The sequence below is a fragment of the Frigoribacterium sp. CFBP9030 genome (genome assembly GCF_034045195.1).
Classification (GTDB): Bacteria; Actinomycetota; Actinomycetes; order Actinomycetales; family Microbacteriaceae; genus Frigoribacterium.
The window spans coordinates 33,610-48,818 of record NZ_JAXCWG010000010.1 but is presented as its reverse complement, the minus strand read 5'-3'; the positions used below and the strand labels follow the sequence as shown (position 1 = coordinate 48,818).

Genomic DNA, 15,209 nt, shown 5'->3' with positions numbered 1-15,209 from the left:
CTTCTGTGCCGGATTCGGTATAACCCGTGCCAGGGTTGACCCCATGGCCGCACAGCACGACGAACCCCCCGCCGAGATCTCGATCGGCGCGGGTCTCGCGCGCATCGACGAGGACCGCCACCGCCCCGGCGCCTACACGCTGATCGTCGACGGGACGCCGCAGTCGCATGTGGACCTCGACGACCCGACCCACCTCGCCTTCGAGTACGTGCACCGCATCGGCCACGCCATCGATCTGCTCCCCGAGGGCCCCGTGACGGCTCTGCACCTCGGCGCCGGCGCCCTGACGCTGCCCCGCTACGTCGAGGCCACCCGGCCCGGGTCGCGCCAGCAGGTCATCGAGCTCGAGGCGGATCTCGTGGCGCTGGTACGGGAGCGACTGCCCTTCCCGCGGGGCGCCTCCATCCGGGTCCGCTACGGCGACGCCCGCGAGGTCATGGTGAAGCTGCCGGCCGGGCTGCGGGGCACTGTGGATCTGCTCGTGGTCGACGTGTTCGGCGGGTCGCAGATCCCCGCGCACGTGACCTCGCTCGAGTTCTACTCGGCCGCGGCGGAGTTCCTGTCGCCGACCGGGATGCTCATCGTCAACTCCGCCGACGGCGCCGGCCTGGCCTTCGCCCGGGGGCAGGCGTCGACCCTGGCGACGGTCTTCGAGCACGTCGCGGCCGTCGCGGACCCCGCCACCCTGAAGGGCAGGAGGTTCGGCAACGTCGTGCTGATCGGCTCGCCGTCACCGCTGCCCACCGACCGCATGCCCCGGCTCTACTCGTCGGACCCGCTGCCGGCCAAGGTCGTGCACGGTCGTGAGCTGCGCGACTTCATCGCCGGAGCGCCGGTCGTCACCGACGCCACCGCCGTGCCGTCGCCCGAGCCGTCGCGGAGCGTGTTCGGGGCGCGGTAGCCGCGATCCGACTCAGAGCCGCACCACCGATCAGAGCGATCACCGCGAGGAACGCAGCGGCCAAGACGGGTGTCGGGTTCGGCGGATGAGGTGCGACGGCGGTCCCGCCCGCGGTCGCGATCGCGAGCGTCAGGGCGGTCGACATGGTCACGGCGATGAGGACGGGAACCGCGGCGGTGACGATGATCACGACCGCTTCGACGAGGATCACCAGGCGCCCGAGGGACGGCGGGGCGCCGTGGGCCGCCAGGATCGTCCAATCCGGATCCCGACGGGGACCGGACAGCGACCGGACCGCCGATGCGCCAGTCAACGCCACGGCAGCCGCCGGGCCGAGCGCCAGCGCCATGTCGCTCCAGGCGGCGGCTGACGAACCGTCGGGCAGGGCACCGAGCATGGACCCTAGTTCGAGTGTGGACTGCTGGGCCGCGACGAGACCGATCACGAGTCCTGCCATGGTCGCTGCCGACATGCTGGCGACGGTGGACAGCCCGGTCCGAGCACGGACGAGCCTCCAGACGAGACCGCGACCGACGGGGACCGCGTGTGTCCACCGGCGCAGGAGACGCGGGCCGAACAGAGGGAAGACGAGGACGAGACTGGTGATCGCGCCGAGCACCATCGTCGAGTGGAGGGCTATGACCCGGAGCGTCGGCGTGAACATCTCGAAGGCCTGGAGGTCCGTGGCGTCGAAGAGATCGAATCGGGCGCTCGACAGAGCGAGCAAAGCATCCCAGAGGACCACGGCCCCCACGACGGGCAGGACGAAGACCACCCAGATCGCGAGGACGGCCGTGACACGCCAGCCACGGGACGGTGCGGCCTCGGCGCGATCGGCATCGTCGCCCCGGAGGACTCGCGCGGGCAGACGGACCGCGGCCAGGGAGGCGACCCGGCCTGCGGCGAGGGAGCCCACGGCTGTGACGAGGATGGCGCTGCAGGACCAGGCGAGTGCGACGCTCAGGACCAGTCCCCACTGAGCCGCGGATGCTCCGACATAGAGTGGCAGGACGGCCCACGCCAGGACGGCGACGACTGGGACAGCACAGACGGCGCCGATCAGTGAACCGGCACCTGTCGTGACGTGGGCGATCCGGACGAGGCTTACGGGCCTGAGACCTGCCGCCAGAAGGATGGCACCGTCGCGCTCCGCGTCCCGGCCCATGAGCGCCTGTACGCGGATCACCGCGACGGTCGCCACCAGCGCCGTCATGGAGACCACCGGACCGAAGTCGCCCTGGGAGCGCTGCGAAGCCGACAGTGCCAGCGCCTCGGAGGCGAGGAAGGTAGCGGTCAGCACCAGTGTGAGTGCCGCCGTGGCCGCCGCGCTGGTCACAGCGATGGCCAGGATTCCGCGGGGATCGTCTCGCACCGACCGCCAGGCGAGCCAGACCGTGACGTCGTTTCGACTCACGAGAACAGCGCCTCGAGCTCGGCGAGCGATGGGTTGACGAGTTCGCACCGGACGAGTCCCCCGGCGAGGAAGACGACCCGATCGGCCCGACTCGCGACGGCATGATCGTGAGTCACGACGACCACGCCAGCACCCGCTTGCGCACGACGCATGATCATGTCGACGACCCGAGTGGCCGAGCGGTGATCGAGCCCGTCGGTCGGCTCGTCGAGCAGGGTGAGCCGGGGAGGTTGTACGGCGACTCGTGCCAGAGCGACACGGCGCCGCTCCCCTCCGGAGAGACCCTCTGGCAACGCCTGCGACCGAGGGAGCAGACCCATGTCGTCGAGAGCGCCGTCGATCACCGATGCTGGTGGCCGCTCCCGGCGGAGACGATGGATCAGCTCGACGTTCTCTTTGACGGTGAGCGAGGGTAAGAGGTCATCACCCTGGAGAAGCAGCGCGACGTTGCTGACGCGGAGGTCGGCGCGCTCTGAGGCGTTCAGCGTCCAGGGGTCGACCCCGACGATCTCGACCCGCCCCTCTGAGCACTGGTCGAGGCCGGCGAGGCAGGACAGCACCGAGGACTTGCCCGCTCCAGACGGGCCGACCACCGCGACCACTTCGCCCACGGAGACGTGCAAAGAGATGCCACTCAGGACCCGTCTGTGCTCGCCTCGCGCATCGACCGTGGTCAGACCAACCTCGGTCAGCGACGCCGCGATCATCGTCCGCCTGCGCAGAGGGAGAGATAGTCGGGTAATGAGGCGAGAGCATCGCCGCCCCTCAGCAATCTGCTCGTGGCATCGAGACCGATGAGGACTCCAGCAGCACCATGCGCCAGACCCGTCGCGGTCCTCTCGAGATCTCGCGCGGGAAATGTGATCCCTTCAGGTGTCCGGACAGCACTCCATCGCAGATGCTGGGCGTGGCGCAAGACGATCTGGGAGGTTTCCCCCGAGCCACGCTCCGACCTGGCGAGTTCGACGAGGAACAGCATCATTCCCGCTCTGCCGTCGAAGAGTCCCGCGTGGATGACGAGCTCGGCACTGCAAGCACGCTCGATGCCTGGCAGGGCTCGTTCGAGTTCGGGATCGCCGACTTCGGCGAGGTAGAGGATTATGGCCAATCCCAGCCCGGCTGAGCCATCGGCGAGGGTCGGCAGTGTGCGCGAACCATCTCGCACCTCGAGACGCCCGTCTGGTGTGGACACGCACCGACCGAGTGCCTGAACCAGTAGCGCGCGAGCCCGCGCAAGCGACGCCGCGCATCCTCGTTCCCGGGCATAGGCGATGTGGAACACAGCGATGCCGGCGAGCCCGTCGAGAAGTCCGGGTAGCCACGTGTCCACTGAGACGACTTCATTCGAGAGTCGACGAGAGATCTCGTCGACAGCTCTGACCGTCGAAGGGGAGGAGCTGCGAACCTCGTGCGCGAGGAGGGAGAGCCCGATGCCAGCGAGGCCATCCCGAAGCCCGAGATCGTCGGTCTCTGCGAGCGAATCCCTGAGCCTGCACACGAGAGCTTCGACCCCGGGCGACTTCTGACCGGCGAGCAGCTCGACGTGACTCGCCAGACCTCCTAGAAGCCCGAACGTCAGGGAAGGTCGGGCCGCACTGCTGATAAGTCGGCCCACACTGCTCATGAGAAGGAGTCGCTCGTCACGACTGAGACCACCGGTTGCTTGCAACGCTGATAGCTCATCGAGCCATGGAGCTCCGTCGGCGGGCATCAGCCAGACAGCGCCCGCCGGCCGGACGACCTCGGCGCGCGCCGCGTACCCGTCGATGCACGCCGACAGGCCTTTTCGAACACGACGGGTGAGATCGTCGATCTCGTGAGGCCCTGCGGCTCGATTCAAGTCCGCGGGCCCAGGGACTGGATCGTCCGCGTTTTCGATGGAGCGGGCGTGCCAGACATCCAGCGCGGCATGAAGCGACGCGCAGAGACCATCGTCGAGCCGGAATGCTTCACGTGCCGCAGCGAGATGAACCCCCAAGAGGCCAGTGTCGAGGTCGTGAAGGAAGGACAGCGGGACGAAGGCGTTGAGCGTCATGGCGGCGAGAGCGTACTCATCACGCTTCGTACCTCGGATCGTAGCGGGGGCTGCGTAGCCATGGACCCCGATGACGGCGGCTTCGGAGATCACATCGCGGGAGTCCGACGCGGCTTCGAAATCGATGATCACAGGGCGGTCACCGCCACCGATGATCACGTTTCCGGGGTGCAGGTCCCCATGGACCAGACCCTTGGCATGCAGCCGATGGACGATTCGGGAGACTCGTCGCATGAGGGCCAGTACGCGATCCCGGTAAGCGACGCGTTCGGCGACACTGGAATCGGCCGAGATCAGGGGGTTCTGCGAATAGAGGATCCTGTTGAGAGTGTCACCCTCGACCGCTCGGAGTACGAGAAAAGCGTGGCCACCAGCCGTGAACGACGCGACCTTCGTCACAGCCCCTTCGACGTCGATCAGCTGCTCGAGGATACGACTCTCGTGAGACAGGCGCGCCGTCGCCTCACCTGAGGCCACGCCGATGAATGGGCGCGCCTCTTTGAGGATCACACGGACACCATCCACGCGCCGAACGGCGCGGTATGTCCCGCCCGCAGCGGTCATGGCGATCGCGGACTCGAAGTCGTAGTCGGCGAGACCCTCTGGGTCGGCAGCCCGGAGTTCGTCTCGCTGGACCACGAGGAACGATGGCAGCTCGACCCAGGCAGGTGGATGAAATGCGGTGCCTCGCACATCGGGCACGAGGCGGTTCTCTGGCCCCAAGATGGCAGGCACCAGACGACCGTCGGAGCCCAGAACCTTTCGTAGCCGGAAACCTCCGTAGCGAACATGAAGCGGCCCGCCTCTCCATCGGAGGTCGCCGAGAATGGAGGGTGCGGCGACATCGCCGATCTGCTGGTGCAGCTCCACCAGCCACTCCTCGAGCTGTTCGGGTCGAGGGTAGAGGGTGATGAACTTGGCAGCTGCTTCCGCCGGCGCCTGCTTCGAATTCCGCCATGCGAGACGTCCGACTGTCGGGACGTACTTGAACGTCGCCGATCGCTCGTGGCAGAAGCGCGAGACGGTTTCTAGGACCGCTTGCGCGACAGATTCCTCTGACGAGCAGTGGATCTTCCACCCCTGATCAGGAAGGGAACCGCCATCAGTGAGCCTGACCCATTCCTCATCCGCCTGAAGCGTCCATGAGGACCAGTCGAGTTCGGGAAGGGCGAAGGCCTCGCCCCTTAGACCCGAGCCGGCGATGCCCGCCTCGTCACGGCGGCGCCTCATGAGCACCATGGATTCATTCGCAGCTCGCTTCATCTGACGAGACTAGCAATAACGACTGGTTGACATGTCGCATGTTGTCGAGTTAGGTTTTGCTCGGGCGAACGCCCCGATGTAGATCACATCACCAGAGAAGGAGCACCATGAACATCTTCGATTTGCAAACTCTCAAGGTCGAGTCAGCGGGAGTCGACGGAGACTTCGACCTCCTGAAGAGCTCCGTCAGCTTCTTCCTCTGCTTCTGACCCGGACGACAGAGCGCCCTTCCATCACTGCGATGGGAGGGCGCTCTGTCATCGACGGACGAGTGCGGCGGGGGTCAGCGGGGGGCGGGGCCGCCGAGGGCGGCTCGGAGGCGGGCCTCGGCGTCGGCGGGGGCCGCGGCGGCCTCGGCATTGGCCTCGGCGACGGCCTTGACGACCTCCTCGCGCTGGATCTTCACCCCGCGAGGGGCGTCGATGCCGATACGCACGCCGTCGCCGCGCGAGTCGAGCACGGTGATGACGATGTCGTCACCGATGAGGATCCGCTCCCCGACCTTGCGCGTCAACACCAGCATCCGACCACCTTACCCAGGCTGACGCGAACGATCGGTCTAGAGGGACTCGCGCCACCCGACGGGCACGCCCAGCAGGTGCACCGTGCCCGGCGTGGCGGTGTCGGCCTCGCCCACGACCGCGGCGGCGGCGACCTCGGAGACGACCCGCACCTCCTCGACCCAGCGGGCCGTGTCGTCGTGCTTGCGGCCGACGTCGACCGCGACCCACACCTGGTCGGCGGACATCGAGCGAAGGGCCTCCGCCGCCGACGCGTCCCACGCGAGCGCGGTGACCACGGCCGTGCCGCCGTTGACCCCCTCGGCCCGGGCCAGGATGGCGCTCCGCCGGTCGTCGACGTCGACCGACCGCAAGCCGAACGACGACGCCATCTGCGCCGCCACCCGGAACGCGTCTCCGGGGCGCCCCACGACGACCACGAGGTCTCCGGCACCGGTCAGGACGGCAGGAGGCGCGGGCACGTCGATCTCGGACCTCGCGACGAGCGCGGGGGACGAGGAGGCGGCGGCCGCGGCGAGGAACTCCGCGGCGTTCGTCAGGGGGCCGGGCCGCGCCTCCTCGGCGGGGACGACCGGCTCGCGCGGTGCCGGGGCGATGCCGTTGAAGGTGAGGTCGTCCATGATCTCGGCGAACGCGTCGCTGCGGGTCGCCGGCTGCACCCCTAGGGACGCGTCGCGAGGTGCGGCGGCGGACGCGGCGGCGGTGGCGGACGCGGCGGCGGCACGGGCGGCACGTCGCGGGCTGTCGCCGGGCACCCGCGCGCCCGACATCACCTGGTCGAACGGATCGGCCCCCGGAGTCGAGGAGGGCGCGGACCCGAGCGCGGCCGGGGCGGCGGGCACGGCGGGCGAGAACCCGTCGGCGGCGTCGGCGTCGGCCAGCAGCGCCGCGATGCCGGCCCGGGACGCCGGCGGGGTGATTGTGACGCGGGCCGACGGCTGGTCGGCCGACGGGTCGGGCACGTCGACGGTCGCCTCGTAGTGCTTGCGCGCGAAGAGCCCGCCCACTCCCCCGACGGTCACCCGCTGGGCCGCGACGATCCGCGCGCCCGGGCCGTGCGCCTCACGCACGCGCCGACGCAGCTCGTCGAGGGACTCGCCCGTCATCACCACTCTCGTCGGAGCCATCTCAGGCCACGATCGCATCGCTGGCGCGCACGACGCCCACGGTCTCGATGGTCGACCCGGCCGCCGTCGCCTCCTGGTACGACAGCACCGGCAGGCCGTTCTGCTGCGCCGAGACGAGTCGGTGGATCGCGGGGCGGAGGGCGGGTGCGCAGACCAGCACCGCGCTCAGCCCCTGTGACTCGACCGCCGCCACGGAGTCGCGGAGCGAGCCGAGCACCTGCTCGACCCGGTGCCCGTCGAGCAGGATCTGCGTGCCCTGGTCGGACGGCCGCAGCCCCTCGAGCATCGACTGCTCGAGCCCCGGGTCGATCATGATCACCCGCAGCACGGAACCGTCGAGATGACGAGCCGCCAGGGCGGGCCCCAGGGAGGCGCGGGCCGCCTCGACGAGCCCCTCCGGGTCGGTCGACACCTTCGCCCGCAGCGTCAGCCCCTCGCAGATCCGCCCGAGGTCGTTGATCGGCACCCGCTCGGCCAGGAGCCCCTGCAGCACGCGCTGCAGCTCGGCCAGCGAGAGCATGCCGGGTACGAGGTCGTCGATCGCCGAGGGGTTGATCTGCTTGACGCCCTCGGTGAGCACCCGGACGTCCTCGCGGCTGAGCAGCCGCGCCGCCTCGTCCGCGATGATCGACGACAGGTGCGTGACGAGCACCGACACCCGGTCGATGACGGTCGCGCCGGTCATCTCGGCGCTGTGCCGCATCTCGGCGGGCACCCACTTGCCGGCCAGACCGAAGACCGGCTCGACGGTCGCCGTGCCGGGCAGGGCGTCGAGGTGCTCGCCGAGGGCCAGCACCGACCGGGCGGGCGCCTGACCGCGGCCGGCCTCGACCCCGGCGATCCGGATCGAGTAGGTCGACGGCGGCAGATCGACGCTGTCGCGCGTGCGGACCGGGGGCACCACGATGCCCAGGTCGACGGCGATCTTGCGACGCAGCGCCTTGACGCGGCCGAGGAGGTCGTCGGACGAGCCGCCGACCATGTCGACGAGGTCGGGTGCCAGGAGGATCTCGAGCGCGTGCACCCGCATCTGCTCGAGCAGGTCGTCGGTGGTGTCGGTGGGGGCGACGACGGCGGCCTGCCGGCTCTCGAGAGCCGCGCGCGCCTCCTCGGCCTTCGACTTCGCCGCGAGCCGCTGGGCGACGATCAGCAGCGTCGCGCCGACGACCAGGAACGGCACGATCGGCATGCCCGGGATGAACCCCATTCCGATCGCGGCGACGCCGGCCACCGCGATCGCGATGCGCGACTGCCCGAGCTGGGTCGCGGCCTGCGAGCCCATGTCGCTGTCGGCGCCCGAGCGCGTGACGATCATGCCGGTCGAGACGGCCATCAGCAGCGCCGGGATCTGCGTCACGAGACCGTCGCCGATCGTCAGCAGGCCGTAGTGGTTCAGGGCCTCGCCGATCTCCATCCCGTTCTGCAGGGCGCCGATCGCGACGCCGCCGACCAGGTTGATGATGATGATGATGATGCCGGCGATCGCGTCGCCCTTGACGAACTTCGACGCGCCGTCCATCGCGCCGTAGAAGTCGGCCTCGGCGCTGACGTCGGCCCGGCGCTGCTTCGCGACCTCGTCGGTGATCAGACCCGCGTTCAGGTCGGCGTCGATCGCCATCTGCTTGCCGGGCATCGCGTCGAGGGTGAAGCGCGCCCCGACCTCGGCCACGCGCTCGGCGCCCTTCGTCACGACGACGAACTGGATGACCACGAGGATCAGGAAGATCACCGAGCCGATGATGATCGACCCGCTGACCGCCACGTGACCGAAGGCCTCGATCACCTCGCCGGCGAAGCCCTCGCCGAGCACGAGCCGCGTCGACGCCACGTTGAGACCGAGCCGGAACAGCGTCGCCACGAGCAGCAGCGACGGGAACACCGAGAAGTCGAGCGGCTTCTTGACGAACAGGGTCGTCAGCAGGATCACCAGCGCCAGCAGGATGTTGAGGATGATCAGCACGTCGAGCATCGGAGCGGGCACCGGCACCACGAGCAGCAGCACGATGCCGACGATGCCGACCGGGACGGCGAGCTTGGGGAGGGTCTTGATCATCAGGCGGTTCCTCCGGAGGCGGACGGACGGGGAGCGGGGCGGGAGGGGCGGGCTGCGAGCCCGGGAGGCGCGGGCGGGTCGACGGCGTCGCGAGCGATCCGCAGACGCTGCGGCACCGCCTCGGCCACGAGCGACCCGGGCGTCAGCACGGCGGCGACCTCGTCGGGGGTGGTCGGACGGGGGTTCGCGTGGGTGCCCGCGACGGCCGACGCGCCGCGCGCCCGGAGGGCCATGACGAAGGTCAGCACCCGGGCGACCGGCGTGTAGAGGTCGACCGGGATCTCGTCGCCCAGACCGCAGTTCGCGTGCAGGGCGCGGGTCAGCGGGACGTCCTCGACGAGCGGGACCCCGTCGGCGGCCGCCTGCTCGCGGATGCGGGCCGCGACGGCGCCGGCGCCCTTCGCGACGACCCGCGGAGCGGAACGACCCGGCTCGTAGCGGACGGCCACCGCGTAGTCGGTCGGGTTGACCATCACGACGTCCGCGTCGGCGATGGAGGCCATCATGCGGTTGCGACTCATGGCGAGCTGCCGCGAACGGCGCTGCGACTTGACCAGCGGATCGCCGTCGGTGCTCTTGTTCTCGTCGCGCACCTCCTTCTTGGTCATGCGGGTCTTCTTGCGGTTGCGGCGCATGACGACGAAGACGTCGGCCGCGGCGAGCACCAGACCGGCGACGACCGCGGCCTGGAGGAGGATCGCCGTGCCGGACGTCGCCTCGTCGAGCAGGGCCGAGACGCTCAGGCCGCCGCCGTTCATCAGCACCGGCATCAGCCCCTGGATGGCCATCCACAGCACGAGACCGACCACGGCCGTCTTGATCAGGGCCTTCGCGCCGTTCCAGAGGGCCTGACCGCCGAACGTCGTCTTCAGCCCGTTGATCAGGTTGAACTGCTCGTAGTTGCCCGTCATCCGCTTGATGTGGACCCCGCCCTGCACGATCGCGGTGAGCAGCACGACGATGCCGACGACGGCGAGCATCGGGCCGATCGTCGCGGCCATCGAGCCCACGCCCTCGCCCAGCAGCCCGACCACGGTCTGCGCGTCGGGGTGCCGGATGGCCTGACCGATCGAGAACAGCTGATCGGTGCCGGCCTCGGCGCCCCGCTCGATGGTGGTCGGGATCATGACGGCTGCCGCGCCCACCCCGAGCCAGGCGCTGAGGTCCTGCGACCTCGACAGCTGACCCTTGGAGTGGACCTCCTTCATCCGCTTCTGCGTGGCGTCCTCTGAGCGCTCGCCGGAGTCGTCGGCCATGGCTACCTCACCCCCGTGAGCAGGTCGGCGGCGTCGCCCGAGAGGTTCTGCACCACGCTCGGCAGCGCCAGGAACACCCCGCCGGCGAGCATGACCGTCATCAGGATCTTCAGCGGGAAGCCCATCGCGTAGGCGTTCAGAGCCGGGGCGACCCGGCTGAGCAGACCCAGCCCGACGTCGGCGAGGAACAGCACGACGCAGAGCGGCCCGGCGATCTGCAGCGTCGCGAGGAACATCTGCGTGACCCCGTTGGTCATCAGCGACACCGGGTCGGCCAGGTCGATGCCGAGCCCCAGCGGGACCGCGTCGAACGACCGGGTGAGACCGCCGATGATCAGCTGGTAGCCGCCGCTCGCGAACATCAGGGCGAGGGCCGTCATCTGGAACAGCCGCGTGAACTGCGCGCCGTTGATCATCGACTGCGGGTCGAACGCCTGCGCCAGGGTGAACCCGCCGAACAGGTCGATCAGGCTGCCGGCCGCCTGAACGGCCGAGAAGACCAGGAGGACGAGGAACCCCAGCACGGCGCCGACGACGACCTCGAGCACCAGGGCGAGCACGAACGGCCCCGTCGCCAGCGACTCGTAGCCGGGCGAGACCCGCGGGGCCACGGCGAGCGCGAGCCCCAGCGCCAGCATCGCCTTCACCCGGCCGGGGAACGCCCGGTACGAGAACGGCGGCGCGACGACGATGAACGCGGTCATCCGCACGGCGGCGAGCAGGGTCGCTTCGAGACCGCTGAGGTCGAGGTCGAGATCCATGGTCGGGGTCAGCCGCCCGTGAGCAGCTGCGGGATGCGGTCGAACACCACGTGCGTGAAGGTGACCATCTCGGCGATCATCCAGTGCCCGCAGACGATCAGGGCGATGCCGACGGCGACGGCCTTCGGCACGAACGAGAGCGTGACCTCCTGGATCTGCGTGATCGACTGCAGGAGCGAGATCGCGAACCCCACGACCAGCGAGGTGATGAGCACCGGCGCGGCCAGCTTCGCCGTGATGACGAGGGCCTGCATCGAGATGTCGAGGACGGCGTTGGAGTCCATCAGGCGGTCACCTGATAGCTCTCGATGAGACTCGTGATGATGAGCCCCCACCCGTCGACCAGCACGAACAGCAGGATCTTGAAGGGCAGCGAGATCATCACCGGCGGGAGCATCATCATGCCCATCGACATGAGCGCGGCGCTGACGACGAGGTCGATGACGAGGAACGGGATGAAGATGACGAACCCGATGATGAACGCGGCGCGCAGCTCGCTGATCATGAACGACGGGATGAGCGTCAGCATCGGCACGTCGGCCTGGCTGTCGGGGTTCGGCTGGTCGGCCGAGCGGGTCATCAGCGCGAGGTCCTCCTGGCGGGTGTGCGCGAGCATGAACTCGCGGAGGGGCGCGCTGCCGGCGTCGATCGCCGCCTGGAAGTCGATGCTGCCGTCGAGGTAGGGCTGCACCGCGTCGGCGTTGATGTGCTCGAGGATCGGAGCCATGATGAACAGGCTGAGGAACAGGGCGAGCCCTGCCAGCACCTGATTCGGCGGGATCGACGGCAGCGCGAGGGCGTTGCGGGTCATCGCGAGCACCACGAAGATCTTCGTGAACGACGTCATCATCAGCAGCAGAGCCGGCGCGACGCTCAGCAGCGTGATGCCGAGCAGCGTCACGACCGCCGTGCTGGGTGCACCGTCGGGGCCGTTGATGTCGATGTTCAGACCGCCGGTGCCGGTGCCGTCGGACTCGGTCTGGTCGCCGTCGGTGAAGTCGGTCGGGGTGGTGCCGGTGGTGCCGGGGGCGCCTGTGCCTGGGGTGCCGGTGCCGGGCTCGACGGGGGCGGTGGGCGCGGTGGGCTCGACGGGCGCGGCGAGGGCTGTCTGACCGATCAGCATGATCAGGCCCGAGGCGACGATCATCGCGAGCAGGGCGACGACGACGGCGCGGGCGAGACGGGTGTCGGCGAATCGCAGCGGGGCGGTGCCGACGGGGGCGGCGCCGAGGGCGTGCCGCGCGAGGGCTCGACGGTCGGCGAGCGGCGCGGTGCGGACGAGCGAGTGACGGCCGGCGGAGGTGGGGCTGGCCGGGGTGCGACCGCGCAGGCCGTCGCGCAGGGTGGGCCCGGCGAGGCGGGCGACGGCGGTGGCGAAGGAGGCGCGGGTCGTCCGGGCGGACGGAGCGCGGAGGGTCATCCGGCTCGACCGCTGCGGAGGGCCGAGGCCGCCTGCCGCCAGGTGTCGGGGGCGAGGATCGAGCCGTCGAGGGCCTTCGCGGCGCGACCGGTGCGACGCTCGGCGAGGTCGCGCGGGGCGCGCTCGCGGACGGCCGCCGCGCGGCGCGCGGCGCCGCGCGGCCGCAGCATCGGCTCGGCGCTCACGGCGGCGTCGCCGGCCGCGCCGGCCGCGATCGAAGTGACGCGTCGGGGCGCCTCGGGCGCGGGGACCGCACCCGTTGCGTCACCCCGATGGGCGGAGGGCACCGCGGCGACGCTCTGGGCGGCCGCAGCGGGCACAGGCGCGATCGAAGTGACGCGTCGGGGGGCTTCTGGGGCGGGGACCGCACCGGTCGCGTCACCTCGATGGGCGGAGAGCACCGCGGCGAAGCTCGGTGCCGGTGCCTGGGCCGGAGTCGCAGCCCGAGCCGGGGCCGCAGCGGGAGCCGGGACGAGCTCGAGCGCGACCGGTTCGACCGGACGGTCGGCGGCGGCCAGCACCGTGACCGACGCGTCGGTGACCCCGAGCACGAGTCGCTCGCCCTCGACGTCGACCACGACGACGCTGGCCTTCGCGCCGATCCCCTGGCGCGCCACGACCGTCACCTGCGCGGCCTGACGACCGGCTCGACCGCCCTTGACGATGCGCTTCTGCAGCACGTAGAGCAGTGCGAGCACGACGCCGAGCGAGAGGACGACGCGGAGTCCGACGAAGAGCGTGTCCACGATCAGATCGCGCCGTCGGCGACGTCGAGGATGGTCGTGATGCGGACCGCGTAGTCCTGGTCGACGACGACGACCTCGCCGTGCGCGATCAGGCGCCCGTTCAGCAGCACGTCGGCGGGGGCCCCGGCCGAACGGTCGAGCTCGACGACGGCGCCGGGCTCGAGTCCGAGCACGTCGCGGACGGACATCCGCGTGCGACCGATCTCGACGGTGAGGGCCATCTCGACGTTGTTGATGCGACCGAGGTTGCCGGCCATCGACGAGAACAGGGGGGCGGCGTGATCGACGGGCGCCGCGCCTCCTACCGTCCCGTTCTCGCGGAGGCGGATCGCGAACCAGCCGGCGGGCGCTCCCGCTGCGGTCAGATCGAAGACGACCGTGTCGGGGTCGGCGAGCAGCGTGTCGGCGGGCTCGCGACGGCTCTCGCCGAGCACTCCCACACCGAGCACCGACGTCGCGGCCTCGAGCGCAGGCCGGAGCACGTCGGTCACCGAGACCAGCGGGCTGTCGGTGCCGGCGGCGGCGCCGAGGCGGTCCATGTCGACGAGCACCAGCGCCGTGTCGGCCGAGACCCCGCCGACGAACGACGTGACGACGACCGGGGAGGCGGCGGTCCGGTTCTGCGCGGACTGCCCGGCGTCGAGGAGGACGGCCCTCAACGGCGTGGGCGTCGGCAGCTTCGCGACCAGGGCCTCGGCCGCCGCGGTGTGCAGGGTGATGGTCGTGGCGGTCATGAGGTTCCTTCTTCGGTGCCGGTCAGTGAGGTGGAGACGACGATCCCGGCGAGACGGGAGCCGTTCGAGGCGACCGCGGCGCGACCCACGGGCTGACCGTCGACGCGGATCTCGAGCGGACGCGACTGCGGGTGCGGCAGGGGCAGCACGTCGCCGACGGACAACCCGAGCACCACGCTCGGCAGCACGGCGGCCGGGGCGAACTGCAGGGAGACGCCCACCGGCACCGAGGCCAGCTGGGCACCGAGCAGACGCCGAGCGTCGGCCGGATCGACCGTCGGCGTCGCGTCGCCCAGCTGGGGCAGCAGCACGTCGGCCGGCAGGGCGACGGTCGCGAGCGACGAGCGCTCGCCGACCTGGATCGTGAAGACCGCGACGATCATCAGATCGGACTTCTGCGCCGCCTGCGCGAACTGCGAGTTGTACTGGAAGCCGCCGACGCCGATCTGATCGACGAGCAGCCCGCCGAACGAGTAGCGCAGATCGTCGAGGGCGTCTTCGATGAGACGCCGGACGAGCGCCTGCTCGATCGGCGTGAAGGCGCGCTCGGGGGTCACCGGGGGCTTCGCCGCACCCAGCATGTGACCGACCCAGGCCAGCGCGGCCGAGGCCGAGAACTGGACGACGGCCTTCGCCGCGACTCCCTCGAGGGGGCAGAGCACCATCGCCGTGGTCGCCGGCAACGACGCGGCGTAGTCGTCGTAGGTGAGCATCTGGACGCTCTCGGAGGTGACCTGCGACAGCACGCGCACCTTCGCGGTGAGCTGCGTGCCCCACTGGCGCGCGAACGTCTCGAACGCCAGCTCGAGCACCCGGGAGTGCTCGCGCGCCAGCGTCGTCGGGCGGCGGAAGTCGTAGACCTCGACGGTCCTCTGCGGGCGCGCCGACGGGCCGGCGGTCGCGGCCGGTGCGGGAGCGTCGAGGAGGGTCACGGACGGACCTATCGACCCGCGCCTCCTGGGCGTTAGAGAACGGTGA

General features: G+C 70.4%; 14 protein-coding genes. 1 reads left to right on the top strand and 13 read right to left on the bottom strand.

Annotated features, from left to right (window positions below; all coding sequences use genetic code 11):
* The first annotated feature begins 43 nt into the window (after positions 1-43).
* On the top strand, positions 44-901 hold the full coding sequence (locus tag SOM13_RS11435; protein ID WP_146853326.1) for a spermidine synthase: 858 nt from the start codon (positions 44-46) through the stop codon (positions 899-901).
* Here SOM13_RS11435 and SOM13_RS11430 read toward each other — a convergent pair.
* From SOM13_RS11430 to SOM13_RS11370, 13 genes are all read right to left on the bottom strand, one after another.
* Positions 840-2,315, bottom strand: a complete 1,476-nt coding sequence (locus SOM13_RS11430; RefSeq protein ID WP_320479790.1) for a hypothetical protein — start codon at positions 2,313-2,315, stop codon at positions 840-842. The genes SOM13_RS11435 and SOM13_RS11430 overlap by 62 nt on opposite strands.
* Positions 2,312-3,022 carry an ABC transporter ATP-binding protein gene (locus tag SOM13_RS11425; RefSeq protein WP_320479789.1) on the bottom strand — a complete coding sequence of 237 codons (711 nt, stop codon included), beginning with the start codon at positions 3,020-3,022 and terminating at the stop codon, positions 2,312-2,314. Before SOM13_RS11425 ends, SOM13_RS11430 begins: the two co-directional genes overlap by 4 nt.
* Positions 3,019-5,613, bottom strand: coding sequence for a class III lanthionine synthetase LanKC (gene lanKC, locus SOM13_RS11420; protein ID WP_320477437.1), 2,595 nt, complete (start codon positions 5,611-5,613; stop codon positions 3,019-3,021). Before lanKC ends, SOM13_RS11425 begins: the two co-directional genes overlap by 4 nt.
* 283 nt (positions 5,614-5,896) lie before the next feature.
* The gene (gene csrA, locus SOM13_RS11415) at positions 5,897-6,136 is read right to left on the bottom strand and encodes a carbon storage regulator CsrA (RefSeq protein ID WP_192061021.1); all 240 of its coding nucleotides are present in this window, start codon (positions 6,134-6,136) and stop codon (positions 5,897-5,899) included.
* A gap of 36 nt (positions 6,137-6,172) precedes the next feature.
* Positions 6,173-7,261: a hypothetical protein gene (locus tag SOM13_RS11410; RefSeq protein ID WP_320479788.1), complete on the bottom strand. Its 1,089-nt coding sequence runs from the start codon at positions 7,259-7,261 to the stop codon at positions 6,173-6,175.
* A 1-nt stretch (position 7,262) separates the two neighbouring features.
* Positions 7,263-9,314: a flagellar biosynthesis protein FlhA gene (locus tag SOM13_RS11405; protein WP_192061019.1), complete on the bottom strand. Its 2,052-nt coding sequence runs from the start codon at positions 9,312-9,314 to the stop codon at positions 7,263-7,265.
* Entirely contained in the window at positions 9,314-10,570 is a 1,257-nt protein-coding gene (locus SOM13_RS11400; protein ID WP_320479787.1) for an EscU/YscU/HrcU family type III secretion system export apparatus switch protein, read from the bottom strand. Before SOM13_RS11400 ends, SOM13_RS11405 begins: the two co-directional genes overlap by 1 nt.
* A gap of 2 nt (positions 10,571-10,572) precedes the next feature.
* The gene (locus SOM13_RS11395) at positions 10,573-11,331 is read right to left on the bottom strand and encodes a flagellar biosynthetic protein FliR (RefSeq protein ID WP_192061017.1); all 759 of its coding nucleotides are present in this window, start codon (positions 11,329-11,331) and stop codon (positions 10,573-10,575) included.
* Positions 11,332-11,339: 8 nt separating this feature from the next.
* On the bottom strand, positions 11,340-11,615 hold the full coding sequence (gene fliQ, locus SOM13_RS11390; protein WP_192061016.1) for a flagellar biosynthesis protein FliQ: 276 nt from the start codon (positions 11,613-11,615) through the stop codon (positions 11,340-11,342).
* On the bottom strand, positions 11,615-12,478 hold the full coding sequence (gene fliP / locus SOM13_RS11385) for a flagellar type III secretion system pore protein FliP (RefSeq protein ID WP_320479807.1): 864 nt from the start codon (positions 12,476-12,478) through the stop codon (positions 11,615-11,617). Before fliP ends, fliQ begins: the two co-directional genes overlap by 1 nt.
* Positions 12,479-12,747: 269 nt before the next feature.
* The gene (locus SOM13_RS11380) at positions 12,748-13,497 is read right to left on the bottom strand and encodes a flagellar biosynthetic protein FliO (RefSeq protein ID WP_320479786.1); all 750 of its coding nucleotides are present in this window, start codon (positions 13,495-13,497) and stop codon (positions 12,748-12,750) included.
* Positions 13,498-13,499: 2 nt separating this feature from the next.
* On the bottom strand, positions 13,500-14,231 hold the full coding sequence (fliN, locus tag SOM13_RS11375; protein WP_192061014.1) for a flagellar motor switch protein FliN: 732 nt from the start codon (positions 14,229-14,231) through the stop codon (positions 13,500-13,502).
* Positions 14,228-15,163, bottom strand: a complete 936-nt coding sequence (locus SOM13_RS11370) for a flagellar motor switch protein FliM (RefSeq protein WP_192061013.1) — start codon at positions 15,161-15,163, stop codon at positions 14,228-14,230. Before SOM13_RS11370 ends, fliN begins: the two co-directional genes overlap by 4 nt.
* Between the last annotated feature and the right edge of the window lie 46 nt (positions 15,164-15,209).